The following is a 15,608-nucleotide window of genomic DNA, read 5'->3' on the forward strand; positions in this document are numbered from 1 at the left end:
TCAGCCTCTTACTGCTACTATCGTCTCATTATCCAGCACATTGTTGGCTTGAAAAGTAAGATCGGGATCAATGTATTTGCGGCGCTTGTACCAGGGGCTTTTTTTGTAGAATAACCAACCATAAGGCGCGCCGTCGGGCGAAAGATATTCAACCGGGCTGCCGGGATTACGGTCGTTGTAATCATTTAAGAAAATAAAGAAAAGCTCACCGAAGAGCATTGCATTCGGTGCTTTTGCCCGGAAGTTCGTGAATGCAGTTTCGTTAACCTTTTTAGTAAACTCAAACTGAATAACCAATACCCTGGATAGGTCCAGCAGATCCATATCCGGCAGCGGCTGACCAACCGGGTAATACCATTTTTTGTATTCTTTTAAAGGGATTTCAAGATAATTCTGATAAACCCGCGAAACGAAAATCGGGAACAGGAAACCAACCAGTGCCGTGGCCATTCCTACACCTTTGGAAAGATCCTGAGCGAGTTTATGATATAGAAAAATAATGGCCAGCGCGGCAAGCAGCGAGATCAGTAATGTGAACCCTATCGCTTTCGCAGAACGGTTTTCGAAAAGATGTTCAAACCATTGGGACAATAGATAAACGTGCAACACACCCAGCACCAGAAAACTGACCATCGCCATCGGGTAAGCATCGCGGTAATCGGTGATCCAGAAACCCAGCGCCCCGACCAGCAATAATACAGCGACGAGGACCAAAGCATAAAGTACTTGCAGCCGCTGCGTGGGGGTTTTTACAAAAGGAAGGTTCATTCGGTTCAGGGACAGTTGAATATGAGGCAAAAATAAGATACACTTTCATTAAAGCAACCACATTTTATTAAACGCCGATGGAAGATCAGAACTATGCATTGCCACTCGCGCTCGACCGCATTGTTTCGGGCAAAAATCATCCCAAATGTTCCGAACGGGAGGCCATACACCAGCATTTGTATTTGCTGATGGTAACCCACTTCAACGAGTCGCGTTTTGACAGCGGCTACGGTTGTGCACTCTGGGAGCATGATTTCTCGGTTTTGTCTCAAATTAAATGGAAAGACCTGATCCGCGAGTCGCTGGAAGAAGCTGTGGGCAAATACGAAACGCGCCTTAGCAATACCAAAATAAGGGTGGAAGTGGAGGAATTCGAAATGCTTTCGAAAAGCACCAACTATATCCGCAAAAGGATCGGAATAGAGATCAAAGCCACCATCCGCCGAACCAACGAGCCTTTCGTGTTTTTTGAAAGGATATTTATTTCGCCTTTGTCGATTGAGTAAGGGGGATGGTATTGTTCGGGGTAGATCGGAATGGATCGGGGTTGTTCGGGGTTGTCATTGATGGTCATTTTTGGTCATTTATTGTTTGGGTGGATTGGGGTCGTCATTTTTCGTCATTTATTGGTCGGGGTGGATCGGGGTTGTTCGAGGTTGTTATTTATAGTCAAACAGCATTTTCAAACCACTCCGAACCATCCCTAACGATCCAAACCACTCTGAACTATCTCGAACAATCCCGAACCACTCCGAACCATTTCCAACAATCCCGAACCATTTCCAACAATCCCGAACCACTGCAAACAATCCCGAACCACTCCGAACCATTTCCAACAATCCAAACAATTCCGAACCACTCCCAACAATCCCGAACCATTTCGAACCACTCCCACCATAACCCCACAGACATGCAAACAGCCAACTATACAAAAGAAAACATCTCCCGCCGCCTATTGCGGCGCTCGGCGGAGCTTTGGGGGTTGGATGAATCTAAAATAGACCAGTTCGACCCGCTGGTGAGGCTTTTGATCGAGGCTTGCTCGGTCGAATTTGAGAAGATAGGGCACGAGATTGAAGGTACTGAGCTGCGTTTGATGACGCGCCTGGCGGAAGTTTTGTCACCCCAGATACAAAACAGCCCGCAACCCTGCGCTGCGATCGCGCAAGCCCGGCCGGTGGAGCCGCTTGGCTGGACGGAGCGGGAAAACCAGTTTGTATGTAAGCGGCCCAATGCACGGAAAGGAGAATCTAATGAGCTGTTTTTTGCTCCGGCGGGCAGCTATTCACTCGTCAATGCGGCCGTGGCCAGTTATGCTACTCCGGCTGGATTATATGCATTGGAAAAAGGAGCAAGAATCCTCACTGCCAACAGCCGGTCGCATGCAGGTGCCGAACAGGCATTGTGGATCGGACTGGAAGTGGATCCGGGCGTTACTTCGTGGAACGGATTCCGGTTTTTTATAGATTGGATCAACGATATAAAGGGATACGATTACCGCGAATTTCTTCCCAAAACCACCTGGGAGGCAAATGGCAGGGTACTGAATGCGTCGACAGGCTTGCAGGAAGATGCCGACCACCAGCTTTTGCTTTACAGCGACAATTTTGTGAATCTGGCCAGTGATGAAGTTTGGGAAAAAGGGAAACTGGAAACCGCATTTTACCCGCCTGCATTTGAGCAGCAGTTTGACAGCCGGACTTTGCAAATGCTCAAAAAGCCGCTTACGTGGATCAAAGTGAAATGGCCGTCGTCGTTTCCGGCAGCGGGTTTTGAAAACATAACCGTGGCAATCAATGCGTTTCCGGTTTTGAATATGCAGCTTCACAAGTTCACATACAGATTACAGCCCGGCCTGAACGGGATCGCGCTGCCTTCGAGCGATGCATTTCTAACGGTCAACTCGGTGATCAACCAGAAAAACCAGGCTTACGCGCCTTCCGGAAAAGCCACTTATTCGGACGAAGAAACGGTGGGTACTTACACCGTCCGGCACCAGGGAGTCGGCCGGTTTGATGAGCGCAATGCGAAGGCTGTTTTGTACCATTTAATGGAATTGCTGAAAGATGAAGTTACTGCATTCAATGCGGTGGGAGAGGATTTTCTGGCTTCGCTGCTGCGGGAAATAGCACAGAATATGGCGCGGATCGAGCAGAAACTGGGCGTGAAAAAAGCGAGCGAAACTACCGCACAGCCTTTTCTGGTGATCAAGGCAGAGAAAAATCCCGACGTACTTTTCATTTCATACTGGACTACCACTTCTGAAACTGCCAATGGAATTCCGGCGGGTACCAAAATGCAGACTTACAGCGCCTCGGGCCTGAGTAGCGCGGACACGATTTTACTGACCAAAACTGCGGGAGGAAAACCCAAGCCGGAAGAAACTGAATATGTACAGCAGCTCCGGAAAAACCTTATCACGGGCAACAGGCTCGTGACCCTGGAAGATATTCGCGCATTTTGTTTTGGCGAAATGGGCGATCGGCTGTCGGGTGTCGAGGTAAGGTCTGGTTTTATGCCGGGCAACCTACCTGGACAGGGATTTATGCGTTGCCTGATCGTGGATTTGAAACCTGCTTTGCATGTGAGCAACGATTCGGAATGGCGCGATGCCTGTCAGCTCTTACAATTGAAAATCCAGCGGCGCTCTACGGGAATGTATCCGGTGAAGGTTTTGGCAACTAAATAAACTACAAAGATGCTGGCGGAAAATCAAAGTGACCTCAGTGCCGAATTTATCGCGGGTTCGTGGCTGGAAGAAGGTATTGCAGAAGACAAAATCCTTTTCAAGCCGCTCGGCTCTTTCAAAAGGCGCAGCCACGCGGATGTTGAATTCGTTGGTGAGGCGGAGCTGGGGAATTTTGAGGGGAAGATCATAGCGTCCAACAGGAACGGGATTTATGACCATTTACCCGAGCAGCTGTTTCATTTGCCTTCTGCCGGCTCGATCAATACTTTGAAAAAAAAGGTCGACGAAATCAGGCTGCAACGGGAAAAAGAGCAAAAATCGAGACTGTTCTTTTTGCCGCTCGAACACGAATTTTTCCTCAATCGGTTGAAGCTGGCGCGTCTGGAACAGCTTGCACACGATCTCGATCCCGATTCGCTCCTGCTGGATGAACTGCGTAATTTCTGGCAGGTACCGCCTAAGATCAGTAAGGTAATGCTCGTCAGGCTGGTACCGGTAATGCCGCTGATCTCAGAGAATAGGGGTGATCTGAAAGTGGCGGGAGAGATTTTGTCGGCGGTTCTGCAATATCAGGTAACATTTCAAACCCAGCCCGCGGGCTCGGTTACAGTAACAGCTGAAACGCGGCTGAATGATGTTTCGCTGGGATTGGACTTGACTTTGGGCGGTGAGATCGACATATATAGCCCGAAGATAGTAGCAGAGGTACATTTGCCCGATTTAGAAGCATTGGAAAAGTGTTTGCACGACGACGATTTTAATATGCTAATCACTTGGCTGGCAGGCTGGTTTGTTCCGGTAGAATGCGATTTAGAGGTTGCGTTTTGCCTCTCGCCCGGTGCTTCGCCATTATTTTTTCACGAAAATGAAACACAGCATTCCCGGCTGGGCTATTCGACGATTTAAAATAAATATTTGAAAGTTGATACAAATTGCGGTTGAAAAATAGTTTGGTATTGTAAATTTTTAGATCAAAATTTGCGGTTCATTTGGAACCCCCTGTTCACTTCGTGAGAGCGCAAAGACTTATCAACCAGACAATCAGCTTTATGCTAGCCGCCATGCTTTTGGTGGTAGCAGGCGCGCGGTCTTGGTCTGATTATGCGGAAATAGGGCAGACCTACACGGGTAAGGCGAAGGAAATCGGCCAGAAGAACGCCAAAGAACAGGCTTCCAATCCGGCAGAGGCGAAAGTAAGTACCTTGTCCCTCGACGCGGTTATCACGCCGGCAATTTCATTTGACTTCTCGCATTACTTCTATTTCGTAGCTCAGCCCGTCTGGCATTTCGTTGCCACGCAGCTGGCGGTAAGGTTTACATTTCAGGAATCGTTTTTCCTTTTCTCCTACTTCCATCGAATCTTCGGAAGGTTCATAGTCACCAACGCTCCCTGATCACGGGAGGCTATTGCTGCATTTTTAATACTATAAAATCATCATTGTCAGCGACTTCGACGCCTGCGCGCAGGTATTCATCTGTTATTTTCAAGAATTTCAATTAAATTTTTTCTGTTAAAAAAATGGCTAATAAGAATGGAATAATAGGGTTAACTATTGTAGTTGCCCTCATTAGCGTTTATTATCTGTCTTTTACTTTCGCTTCACGCAGCTTTAAAAGCAAAGCAACTGCCTACGCGACTGATTCAAAAGGAGAAGTAGATATCGCAAAAAAACAGCGTTATGTTGACTCGCTGTGGCGTCAGGAAGTTTACCTGGGTCATACCCTGCAGGAAGTTACAGAACGTGAACTCAACCTGGGCCTTGATTTGCAAGGTGGTATGCACGTGGTTTTGGAAGTAGCTCCTGCTGACATTTTGAAAGGAATGGCCGGCGGAAACGCACGCAGTTCTGCATTTCAGGCTGCATTGAAGAAAGCGGGTGAGGACAAGGCTGCGAGTAACAGCACTTTCATCAACCGTTTTGCTGCGGCTTATAAAGAAGCGGCGCCGAATACAAGCCTTGCATCTGTTTTTGCAACCAGCTCCAACCGTGGCAAGATCAGCAGCAATTCTTCTGATTCAGATGTAATTAAAATGCTGAATACCGAAGTAAACGGTTCTATCGACCGTGCATTCCAGATCACTTCGGCACGTATTGACAAGTTTGGTGTAACTAACCCGAACATCCAGCGTTTGCCGGGGCAAAACCGTATTTTGGTTGAACTACCAGGTGTAGATAACCCTGAGCGTGTACGCCGTCTTTTGTCTGGTGCTGCGAAACTTGAATTTGCAGAAGTGTATCTGACTAACGAACTGGGCGCAGGTCTGGAAGGTTTGGGAAGATATTTGACGCAACAGGCGGAGGTTGAAAAAGCGAAAAGACCTGCTGCTGCAACCACTGCAAAAGTAGATACGACCAAGAAAACAACTGGCGGCCTGGCTGAGCAGCTGGCACAAAAAAGTGACTCTACCGCAAATGACTCGGCTGCGGTTGCAGCGCAAACTGCTGCGTTGACCAGCTTATTTGTTCCAATGCCGCAAGGTCTGGGTGTTTATTTGAAAGATACTGCGCGCGCAGGAGAAATTCTTCGCCGCCCGGAAGTTCGCTCGCTATTCCCTGCTGACCTGGTTTTCATGTGGGACCGTAAAGGAACTGCTGCCGGAGATAACCAGCTGATCCTGCCATTGTATTTTATCAAAAAACAAAATGGCGAAGCTGCCATGGAAGGTGACGTGATCGTAGATGCAACGCACGATTACGACGAAAGCGGTCGTCCGGAAGTAACAATGCGTATGAACGGAGAGGGAGCCCGCAAATGGCGCTCACTGACTGCCCGCAGCATTGGCCGCCCGGTTGCGATCATTATCGATAACCTGGTTTACACTGCGCCGACGGTACAGGGTGAAATTCCAAATGGTAACTCAAGCATTACTGGTAGCTTCACAGTAGAAGAGACCAAAGATATGTCTAACGTGTTGAAAGCGGGTAAGTTACCAGCTCCGACACATATTGTAGAAGAAGCCGTAGTAGGATCTTCACTGGGTGCTGAGGCGATCAACGACGGTTTGCTTTCTTCGGCAGTTGGTTTGGTGATCGTATTGGTATTCATGGTCGCTTATTACAGCAAAGCCGGCTGGATCGCTGATATCGCGCTTTTGATCAACTTGTTCTTCCTGCTGGGAATCATGGCGTCGCTAGGCGCAGTACTGACACTTTCAGGTATCGCGGGTATTGTGCTTTCGATCGGTATGGCGGTGGATGCAAACGTATTGATTTATGAAGGTATCAAGACGGAACTTGAAGAAGGCAAGCCGTTTGTACAAGCGGTTCGCGACGGTTTCAAGAGTTCGCTAAGTGCAATTATTGACTCGAACGTAACCACACTTCTGACCGGTATTATCCTTTATACATTCGGAACCGGACTGGTACTTGGTTTTGCTACTACACTGGTATTAGGTTTGCTTACATCCCTTTTCACTGCCATTTTCATTACGCGTTTGCTGCTTGAATATCAGATCAAAAAGGGTAAAACTTTCAACTTTTATACCGGCCTGACGAAGAACTGGTTCAAAGACAACGATTTCGATTTCGTATCTCAGCGTCGTCGTTTTTACATTATCTCTACTGTAATCATCGCGATCGGGATTGGGTCATTCATTTTCAAAGGCTTTGGATTGGGTATTGATTTCAAAGGCGGTCGTTCTTATGTGGTTCGTTTTGAAGATAAAGTTGATGCCGATAATCTGCGCGACAAAATGGATGAGACGCTGGGTTCTGCTACAGAGGTAAAAACTTTCGGTGGACAGGATCAGGTGAAAATCACGACTGCATATCTGATCGAAGAAACTACCCCTGACGCAGATCAGCGCGCTGAGGCGAAGGTGATGGAAGCGGTTAAAAAGATGGGTAACAATCCTGCGCAAATCGTAAGCTCAAATAAAGTGGGCCCGACGATGGCGAAGGATACTTTGTGGTCGGCTGTGTATGCGGTATTGCTCGCATTGGCTGCCAACTTTATTTATATCCTGATCCGGTTTAAAAGGGTTGCGTTCAGTTATGGTGCGGTCGTTTCGCTTGCGCACGACGTGGTGATCATTCTTGCAATCTTCTCGTTGTTCAACGGCTGGTTGCCTTGGTCACTGGATATTGACCAGGCATTTATCGGTGCGATTCTGACGATGATCGGGTATTCGATGAACGATACCGTCGTTATTTATGACCGTATCCGGGATTACCTGGCCGACGATAAGTCACGTGGCCAGAGCCTGCCGACGGTTATCAACAGTGCCTTGAACAGTACTTTAAGCCGGACTGCGGTGACGGGTATCTCTGTAATCCTGGTGTTGATCGTTCTGATGATTTTCGGAGGAGCTGTGATCCGCGGATTTACATTCTGTATGTTGCTTGGGGTAATCGTAGGTACTTACTCTTCACTTTTCGTAGCGGCACCGATCGTGGTTGACCTTCTGCAGCGTGACCAGAATAAAACGCCTGCACTCGCAACTGCGGAAACGGCGCCAGCGGCACCAAAGAAAGTTAAAGCGTAATAAGTTAGAAGAAAAAAGGGTTAGCATTGTGCTATCCCTTTTTTTATTTTGCCTTGACAAGTTATCAGCAAATTTTCTTTTAGTTTTATAAAATGTTCATATAACTACACAAAAGAGCTTATGGCAAATCAATTATGGGTTAAAAAGCCCATTGAAAAATTATTAAATGAATCAACAGGCGAAGCCAACCAACTAAAAAGATCACTTGGATCGGCGAGCTTGGTGGCATTAGGAATTGGCGCAATCATTGGCGCAGGACTCTTCTCTTTAACAGGTATTGCTGCTGCGGAACATTCGGGACCCGCAGTAACCATTTCATTCATACTTGCCGCGGTAGGCTGCGGTTTTGCCGGCCTTTGCTACGCCGAATTCGCTTCCATGATTCCGATCGCAGGAAGTGCCTACACTTACTCCTATGCCACAATGGGCGAGTTCGTTGCCTGGATCATCGGCTGGGATTTGGTTCTTGAATATGCATTGGGAGCAGCTACGGTTTCAGTAAGCTGGTCCAGATATCTCCTGGAATTCCTCAGTAAATTTGATATTCACCTTCCCACTCAGCTGGTTTGCTCTCCTTTTGAAGTAGTAACACTTAGCGACGGAACAATCATTGATAACGGAATCGTGAACCTGCCTGCGATCCTGATCGTCTGTCTGCTTTCACTTCTTTTGATCCGTGGTACTGAGGGATCTGCATTCCTTAATAATTTCCTTGTTGTATTAAAAGTGGCGGTTGTTTTGGTATTCATTGGACTGGGCTGGAGCCATATCAACCCGGACAATTATGTGCCTTACATTCCTGAAAACACAGGCGCTTACGAGAACTTTGGCTGGTCGGGTATTGCTACCGGGGCCGCGGTGGTATTCTTTGCATTCATTGGATTTGACGCGGTTTCAACAGCCGCGCAGGAAGCTAAAAACCCCCAGAAAGGAATGCCGATCGGTATCCTTGGATCTTTGGTCGTTTGTACGATTTTGTACGTGCTTTTCGCACACGTAATGACAGGTTTGGTGAAATACACTGCATTCGCAAATGATGCAAAACCAGCGGCAACTGCCTTTGCACAAACCGGTTACGATTCCTTACAAACAGCATTGATCATTGCGATTCTGGCGGGTTACACCTCTGTAATGCTGGTCATGCTTTTGGGTCAAAGCCGTGTTTTTTACTCAATGAGCAAAGATGGACTGTTACCTAAGTTTTTCAGCGAAGTGCATCCTAAATTCAAAACGCCGTTCAAAACCAACATCTTTTTCATGGGCTTCGTGAGCATTTTTGCGGGACTTGTTCCTGTAAGTGACCTGGGGCACATGGTAAGTATTGGTACCTTATTCGCGTTCTGTCTGGTTTGCGTAGGTGTTTGGATGTTGCGTGTAAAAAGACCTGAGCTTCACCGCTCATTCCGCACCCCGCTTGTGCCATTCGTGCCGATCATGGGAATAGTGGTTTGTCTTTACTTAATGTATTCACTACCGATCGAAAGCTGGTACCGTCTGGCAATATGGCTTGCAATCGGGTTCGCAGTGTATTTCGGTTATGGTAAAAAGCATAGCAAGATAGGGCAGGAGTAGGGGCTGGCTGTTAGCAGTTAGCTTTTGGCTTTTTGAAAATATTAAGTCGTGGTTGTTTCGTAAGAAACGGCCACGACTTTTTTTGTTTTATTCGTGCCAGAGTGACGATTACAGTCATTTGCACTCTATTCTGCACTCAATCGACGGCGGGTATCCTTTGGATATAAATTCATCTTTGATTTCAATGCAGGTACTTTTAATGAGTTCTAGCTTCGAGCATGTGCTTGGTACCAGCATCATCATATTAAAACTAAATCCTCCTTCAATACCATGCGCGGTAATACTTATTCTTGTAACCCTTCCACTCAACAGTTTGCAAAATTCATTATACCAGCGGTCGAAGGTAATTTTTCTGTTTCGCTGCTTGCCGTCTTTTGTAGAATACATGACGAAAAATGACCTCTCAGGATACGTTTCGTTTGCTTTCAATAATATATGAAAGATCGTCTCTCTGATTCTTGCGTCATGTTTTTCCACAAAAAAACCTTTAGATGGACTAATTAGCCCGAATCCAAAGGTGACAATGTCATTTTTTATTAGTGGATAGTCTTCAAAATACCCGGAAGCATTTATGAAATAACAGGAGTAGAGTGCGCCCGAGTCGGTTTTAAAGATATATTCTTCACAATTATCGCTATCCTCTGCTGTATAATCATAAGCCCTTAACGAACCTAACTCCTCTGGCGTGCAATTCATCCTTGGTAATTTTTCCGTCGTGGTACAGATTAACGGATTCCTTATCCGCCATTACTTTTTCAATTAGCCGAGTCAATCGATCGCTTTTCTTTGCACCATCAGCAGCTTCTGCCACAGGTGCGTTTGCCGTTTTGTTCATGGTTTTTTCAATTTCGATTTTCACTTTTCTTGAACGTAGTAAATGGCGGCAACTCATTTTCAGGAGCTTGCCAGCGCGACTAAAATTAGAAAGAATATTTTGATTTATTTAATAACAATCAATTACCCGCGACTTCAGTCGGGGGGAGGGCAAGCCAAGCCGGGAATAGTCGACTTTTGTTCCCGTCGACGGCAATTGAACACTTATACCCGCGCTAAAACGCGCTCCGAAACGGTCTGGCCGATTGACAACGACGAAGTTGCAGCTGGCGACGGCGCGTTGCAGATATTGATTGCGTTTCTGTTTTCGATAATCGAAAAATCATCCAACAAGCCACCATCGTAATCACAGGCTTGCGCGCGTACCCCGGCGCCTCCGGGCACGAGGTCGTCGCTTTGGATTTCGGGGATTAGTCCCTGTAGCGCTTTTGTAAAAGCAGCTTTCGAGAATGAGCGGTAATATTCTCCCATTCCCGTTTTCCAGTATTTCATCGCCACTTTCCGGAAGCCGGGCCAGGCGAGGGATTCCATTAGTTCGGGAAAATTGATATCCAACTTGTCGTAACCTTCGCGGCGGAATGCGAAAACTGCATTCGGGCCGGCCTCAATTCCGCCTTCGATCATGCGCGTGAAATGCACGCCTAGAAATGGGAAATTTGGGTCTGGAACCGGGTAAATAAGGTTTTTGACGAGGTGATGCTTTTCCGGTTTGATCTTGTAATATTCTCCGCGGAAAGGAATAATCCTGACCTTAATATCCTCCGGCTGAGTAAGTTGTGCGACTTTGTCGGAATATAGCCCAGCGCAGTTCACGATCAGCTTTGTTTCGAAAACTCTCCCGCTCGCAGATACCACTTCGGAATGCGTGGTCTGGCTGCGTACGTCAATCACTTTCTCACCAAAACGAATTTCCCCGTCCAGCTTCCGCACGCTCTCAGCGTATTTTTCACAAACAGTTTTATAATCAATAATACCGGTATAAGGGACCCAAATACCTTCCAGGCCTTTCACGTGCGGCTCAATTTCACGCATTTCGCCTTGGGAAATCATTCTGTTTTCGGTCAATCCATTCTGGTTACCTCTTTCAAACAGGTTTCGGAGCAGGGGCCGCTGCTCTTCGGTAGTCGCGACTACAATTTTGCCGCAAAGATCGTAAGGCACATTTTCCCGATTGCAGTAGTCGAGCAGCATTTGGTAGCCTCGAATGCAATTGGTCGCTTTCAAACTTCCCGGCTTGTAATATAGCCCGGAGTGGATTACGCCGCTATTGTGACCGGTCTGGTGCTTTGCCACTTCGTTTTCCTTTTCGAGCAGTAAAACCTTTAATGCAGGCTTTTGTTCTTTGATGCGAAGTGCAGTAGCGAGGCCGACGATGCCGCCGCCAATAATCGTGATATCGTACATGTATGAAGTCTTATCCAACAAAATTTTAGTATTGATTTAAATATCAGCCGGGAAAAGAAATTTTGCCCATTGAAATGGAGGGAACCCCTTCTTTTTTACCAAAGTCTGATTGCATTCCAGCAACGGTTTCATTGGCCAAAACTGCAAATAAAACAGCCTCCTTCGCATCGCCGGATACGCCCAACTCATCGATCAGGCCAACATCCTGATTTAGATTCTGGCTGATCGCCTGCATTAAAACGGGATTATGTGCGCCGCCTCCACTAGCGTAAATCCGGTATTCCTGTTCGCTTTCAATCGTTCTTAAAATTGCGTCTGAAATGGTATCCGCACTCAATTGCGTGAGTGTAGCGATCAGGTCAGTGTTTGAAAGCGAAGATAGTCCCGTTTTCTGAATTGCAGTTTCTACATATTCAAAATTGAAAACTTCCGGCCCGGTCGTTTTGGGAAATGGCAGACTGAAAAACGGGAGGAACTTCAATGCATTCAAAAGCAATTCATTGACAGTACCACTCGCAGCGATCGCACCGTTTTCGTCAAAAGGTTTATTGAAAAGTTTTCGGGTGAAATAGTCAAGAAGCGTGTTCCCGGGGCCGGTGTCGGTGGTGAAAACTGCGGCGGCGTCCAAATGTCCGGGCAGGTAAGTGAAGTTGGCAATACCGCCCATATTCAGCAGAATGCGGTTTTCATCTTTTTTCGAAAACAAAAAATAATCTCCGTAAACGGCCAGCGGCGCGCCTTCGCCACCCGCAGCAATATGTTTTTGCCTGAAATCACTGATCGTTATAATGCCCGTTTCCACAGCAATATGATCGCCGTCGCCGATTTGCAAAGTAGCATTCGGAAAGTCGGGTAGGTGGTGCTGTTTTTGGGGCGCGTGAAAAACGGTTTGTCCGTGGCTGGCAATCAAGTCAATATCCGAGGGGGCGATATTCCAGTTTGCCAGCGTTTCCTTGATCATTTTTCCATGCACCAGTCCGATGTAGGGATTCAGCAGGCAAAGTTGCTGAAAATCAATTTGCCGCTTCGCGAATATCGTTCTGATCTGGTCTCTGAACTGGTCTTCGTAAGGTATCGTCGTGAATTTTTCGAGGGTCAGCCCAGTTTCAGTGCCGCTTTTTTCAATATGACAGAGTGCAATATCAAGTCCGTCGAGCGACGTTCCGGACATTAGTCCGATAATGCGCCTGGATTCACCGTTCGCGATCTGATGCAGCCGCTCTATGTGTTTTTTCATAGATATATCTAAAAAAAGAAGTCAAGCTGGCCACTTGACTTCCTGTATTTTCATAAATCCGGTTCGCTTACTTACCTGCCGGCTGGTTTGGTGCCGCCGCAGCCTGAGGCTTGCCTTGCGCGTTCGGATTATTCTTGTTTTGTCCTGATCTGTTTTTCTTTTTCTTCTTTTTCTTCTTCTGCTCCTCGCTGTATTTTTTGTCAAGATTTTCAAGGTCGCTGTTTAATCTGCCAGCTCCTTTTTCAAGACTTTTTTCCGGCTCCGGCGTCAGGATTTCCAGTGACTCGGGAATGATATCCTTTTTGTTGAGATCAATGATCTGCAACACTTTGTCGATCGCCACCGGGTACCAGTTCGTGTCCTTATCAAACCCAAACCACATGATCTTTTTGAAAATATCCGTTTTTTGAAGCGTGGCAACACCTTTTTTGGTTTTTAAAGGCGCGTCTACCGTTGGGATATCCCTTAATGCATCAATATAAGTTTCAAGCTCGTAGTTAAGGCAGCACTTCAATCTGCCGCATTGCCCTGAAAGTTTCGCAGGATTTAGCGACAAATTCTGGTAACGCGCTGCGGAAGTTGAAATATTCTTAAAATCAGTCAGCCAGGTAGAGCAGCAAAGTTCGCGGCCGCAGGAACCCAAACCACCGAGGCGGCTCGCTTCCTGACGCAGACTTATCTGTCGCATTTCAATCCTCACCTTGAATTCAGAAGCCAGACTTTTAATCAGCTCCCGAAAATCCACGCGCTCCTCCGAAGAATAATAAAACGTCGTCTTCGTATTGTCAGACTGAAATTCTACATCGGACAACTTCATATTCAGCTTCATTTCCCGGATAATTTCGCGGGTACGATAAAGGGTCGGCATCTCGCGGGCCATAGCCTGCGTGTGCTTATCTAGATCCTTTTCCGATGCAACGCGATAAATCACATGCATATCATCGCTGAACACGACGTTTTTCCGTTTCATTTGCAACCGAACAAGTTCGCCCTGCAAAGAAACAGTTCCAATATGCTGGCCAGAGGCCATTTCGCAGACCACATAGTCGCCTGTGATAAATTCCAGCTGATTGATATTACGGAAATACTCTTTTCTTCCTCCCTTGAACTTCACCTCGACAACGTCAAAACGTTGTCCGGTAGGAACATCCATGTGGCTAAGCCAGTCAAAGACATTCATTTTGTTACATCCGCCGGTTCCGCAACCTCCTTTACTTCCACATCCGGATACCGCAGTACCGTCAGTACTGCATCCTCCTGATGAACATGATCCGCATCCCATAATTACTCCTCCTCATCAATCGTTATAACGTATTAAATCAACACCTATATCGTGACGGAAATATTTACCCTCATATTGCACGAGCTGAGCTGCGCGCTGCGATTTGTGTACCGCATTTTCGAGTGAATTGGCGAGGCCGGTGAAAGCCATAACCCGCCCTCCGTTTGTCACTATTTCGGTATTTTCGTTAAAAGTAGTGCCAGCGTGGTATAAGAACACATCCTCTACTTTTTCACTTCCGGAAATCACCTTTCCTTTTTCATAATCACCAGGATAGCCGCCTGAGACAACTACTGTTGTCACTGCAACCTGTGGTGATATCTGTAGTTCAAAGTCATTCAGGGTACCCTTTGCAGTCGAGGCCATTAACATAGCCAGGTCCGACTGGATCCGCGGAATCACTACTTCCGTTTCAGGATCACCCATACGAACATTGTATTCGATCACGTAAGGTTCGCCTTTTATATTCATTAATCCAATGAAAATAAAACCGACATATTTAATGCCTTCGCTTTTTAGCCCATTAAGCGTCGGTTTGACCACTTTTTCATCAACTTTCCGGAGAAAATTAGCGTCGGCAAATGTAACCGGCGATACTGCACCCATTCCGCCGGTATTCAGTCCGGTATCGTTTTCGCCAATGCGCTTATAGTCTTTGGCCTCTGGTAAAATTTTATAATGCTCTCCGTCGGTCAATACGAAAACGGAAAGTTCTATTCCTTTCAGAAACTGCTCAACAACAACTTTGTTACCGGCATCTCCGAATTTTTTATCTACAAGCATTTCACGGAAAGCAGTTTCCGCTTCAGCATATTTTTCTGCGATGATCACGCCTTTTCCAGCCGCCAGTCCATCCGCTTTCAACACGATCGGAAGTGGATGTGCTTCCAGGTATTCCAGTCCTATTTCAAGTGTCTCCGCAGTAAAGGTTTTGGAAGAAGCGGTCGGAATCCCGTATTTTTGCATAAATGCTTTGGAGAAATCCTTGCTTCCTTCCAGCTGCGCGCCAGCCTTGTTCGGACCGATGATCTTTACGTGTGAAAGATTCGCGTTCGCTTCAAAATAATCAACAATACCATTAACAAGCGGCTCTTCCGGCCCCACAATCACAAGCTCGACCTTATGAGCCAGTACTGCATCCGCAATTGCATCGAAATCATTGTAAGAAATAGAGAGGTTCGTTGCTACACCTGCTGTACCAGCGTTTCCGGGGGCTACAAACAGGCTGTCACAAAGAGGGCTTTGGGAAATTTTCCAGGCAAAAGCATGTTCTCTCCCGCCGGATCCCAATATCAGTATATTCATAAGCTGTTTTAAAAATTCACTTGGTGGTTGG

General features: G+C 46.7%; 12 protein-coding genes. 6 read left to right on the forward strand and 6 right to left on the reverse strand.

Annotation, left to right across the window (positions count from 1 at the left end):
* On the reverse strand, positions 1 to 768 hold the full coding sequence (locus KOD92_RS24505) for a TssN family type VI secretion system protein (protein ID WP_215236260.1): 768 nt from the start codon (positions 766 to 768) through the stop codon (positions 1 to 3).
* A gap of 77 nt (positions 769 to 845) precedes the next feature.
* Here KOD92_RS24505 and KOD92_RS24510 point away from each other — a divergent pair, with 77 nt between their 5' ends.
* The 6 genes from KOD92_RS24510 (at position 846) to KOD92_RS24535 (ending at position 9,515) form a co-directional block, all read left to right on the forward strand.
* On the forward strand, positions 846 to 1,274 hold the full coding sequence (locus KOD92_RS24510) for a GPW/gp25 family protein (RefSeq protein ID WP_215236261.1): 429 nt from the start codon (positions 846 to 848) through the stop codon (positions 1,272 to 1,274).
* 404 nt (positions 1,275 to 1,678) lie between these two features.
* Positions 1,679 to 3,457: a type VI secretion system baseplate subunit TssF gene (locus tag KOD92_RS24515; protein WP_215236262.1), complete on the forward strand. Its 1,779-nt coding sequence runs from the start codon at positions 1,679 to 1,681 to the stop codon at positions 3,455 to 3,457.
* A gap of 9 nt (positions 3,458 to 3,466) precedes the next feature.
* Positions 3,467 to 4,363 (forward strand): hypothetical protein, encoded by an 897-nt coding sequence (locus KOD92_RS24520; protein WP_215236263.1) that lies wholly within the window; start codon positions 3,467 to 3,469, stop codon positions 4,361 to 4,363.
* A 143-nt stretch (positions 4,364 to 4,506) separates the two neighbouring features.
* Positions 4,507 to 4,851 (forward strand): hypothetical protein, encoded by a 345-nt coding sequence (locus KOD92_RS24525; RefSeq protein WP_215236264.1) that lies wholly within the window; start codon positions 4,507 to 4,509, stop codon positions 4,849 to 4,851.
* Positions 4,852 to 4,976: 125 nt separating this feature from the next.
* Positions 4,977 to 7,943, forward strand: coding sequence for a protein translocase subunit SecDF (gene secDF / locus KOD92_RS24530; protein WP_215236265.1), 2,967 nt, complete (start codon positions 4,977 to 4,979; stop codon positions 7,941 to 7,943).
* Positions 7,944 to 8,063: 120 nt separating this feature from the next.
* Complete coding sequence (locus tag KOD92_RS24535; RefSeq protein ID WP_215236266.1) at positions 8,064 to 9,515, forward strand: amino acid permease; 1,452 nt, start codon at positions 8,064 to 8,066, stop codon at positions 9,513 to 9,515.
* Positions 9,516 to 10,167: 652 nt separating this feature from the next.
* On the opposite strand, the gene KOD92_RS24540 is transcribed toward KOD92_RS24535, so the two are convergent.
* From KOD92_RS24540 to purD, 5 genes are all read right to left on the reverse strand, one after another.
* A complete protein-coding gene (locus tag KOD92_RS24540) occupies positions 10,168 to 10,374 on the reverse strand; it encodes a hypothetical protein (protein WP_215236267.1) in 207 nt (68 codons plus the stop codon).
* 179 nt (positions 10,375 to 10,553) lie between these two features.
* Entirely contained in the window at positions 10,554 to 11,753 is a 1,200-nt protein-coding gene (gene lhgO / locus KOD92_RS24545; RefSeq protein WP_215236372.1) for an L-2-hydroxyglutarate oxidase, read from the reverse strand.
* Between the two features lie 43 nt (positions 11,754 to 11,796).
* The gene (locus KOD92_RS24550) at positions 11,797 to 12,990 is read right to left on the reverse strand and encodes an anhydro-N-acetylmuramic acid kinase (RefSeq protein ID WP_215236268.1); all 1,194 of its coding nucleotides are present in this window, start codon (positions 12,988 to 12,990) and stop codon (positions 11,797 to 11,799) included.
* Positions 12,991 to 13,057: 67 nt separating this feature from the next.
* Entirely contained in the window at positions 13,058 to 14,272 is a 1,215-nt protein-coding gene (locus KOD92_RS24555) for a PSP1 domain-containing protein (protein WP_229254828.1), read from the reverse strand.
* Between the two features lie 15 nt (positions 14,273 to 14,287).
* Positions 14,288 to 15,577, reverse strand: coding sequence for a phosphoribosylamine--glycine ligase (gene purD, locus KOD92_RS24560; RefSeq protein WP_215236269.1), 1,290 nt, complete (start codon positions 15,575 to 15,577; stop codon positions 14,288 to 14,290).
* Positions 15,578 to 15,608 lie beyond the last annotated feature (31 nt).

Origin of the sequence: Dyadobacter linearis, from assembly GCF_907165045.1 — a bacterium.
GTDB classification, from domain to species: Bacteria; Bacteroidota; Bacteroidia; order Cytophagales; family Spirosomataceae; genus Dyadobacter; species Dyadobacter linearis.

Bases quoted from the DNA above. Each gene is read 5' to 3' on its own strand.
- secDF (WP_215236265.1), top strand. From the start codon at position 4,977: ATGGCTAATAAGAATGGAATAATAGGGTTAACTATTGTAGTTGCCCTC.
- KOD92_RS24520 (WP_215236263.1), top strand. From the start codon at position 3,467: ATGCTGGCGGAAAATCAAAGTGACCTCAGTGCCGAATTTATCGCGGGT.
- KOD92_RS24525 (WP_215236264.1), top strand. From the start codon at position 4,507: ATGCTAGCCGCCATGCTTTTGGTGGTAGCAGGCGCGCGGTCTTGGTCT.
- KOD92_RS24505 (WP_215236260.1), bottom strand. From the start codon at position 768: ATGAACCTTCCTTTTGTAAAAACCCCCACGCAGCGGCTGCAAGTACTT.
- KOD92_RS24510 (WP_215236261.1), top strand. From the start codon at position 846: ATGGAAGATCAGAACTATGCATTGCCACTCGCGCTCGACCGCATTGTT.
- KOD92_RS24550 (WP_215236268.1), bottom strand. From the start codon at position 12,990: ATGAAAAAACACATAGAGCGGCTGCATCAGATCGCGAACGGTGAATCC.
- lhgO (WP_215236372.1), bottom strand. From the start codon at position 11,753: ATGTACGATATCACGATTATTGGCGGCGGCATCGTCGGCCTCGCTACT.
- KOD92_RS24535 (WP_215236266.1), top strand. From the start codon at position 8,064: ATGGCAAATCAATTATGGGTTAAAAAGCCCATTGAAAAATTATTAAAT.
- KOD92_RS24555 (WP_229254828.1), bottom strand. From the start codon at position 14,272: ATGGGATGCGGATCATGTTCATCAGGAGGATGCAGTACTGACGGTACT.
- purD (WP_215236269.1), bottom strand. From the start codon at position 15,577: ATGAATATACTGATATTGGGATCCGGCGGGAGAGAACATGCTTTTGCC.
- KOD92_RS24515 (WP_215236262.1), top strand. From the start codon at position 1,679: ATGCAAACAGCCAACTATACAAAAGAAAACATCTCCCGCCGCCTATTG.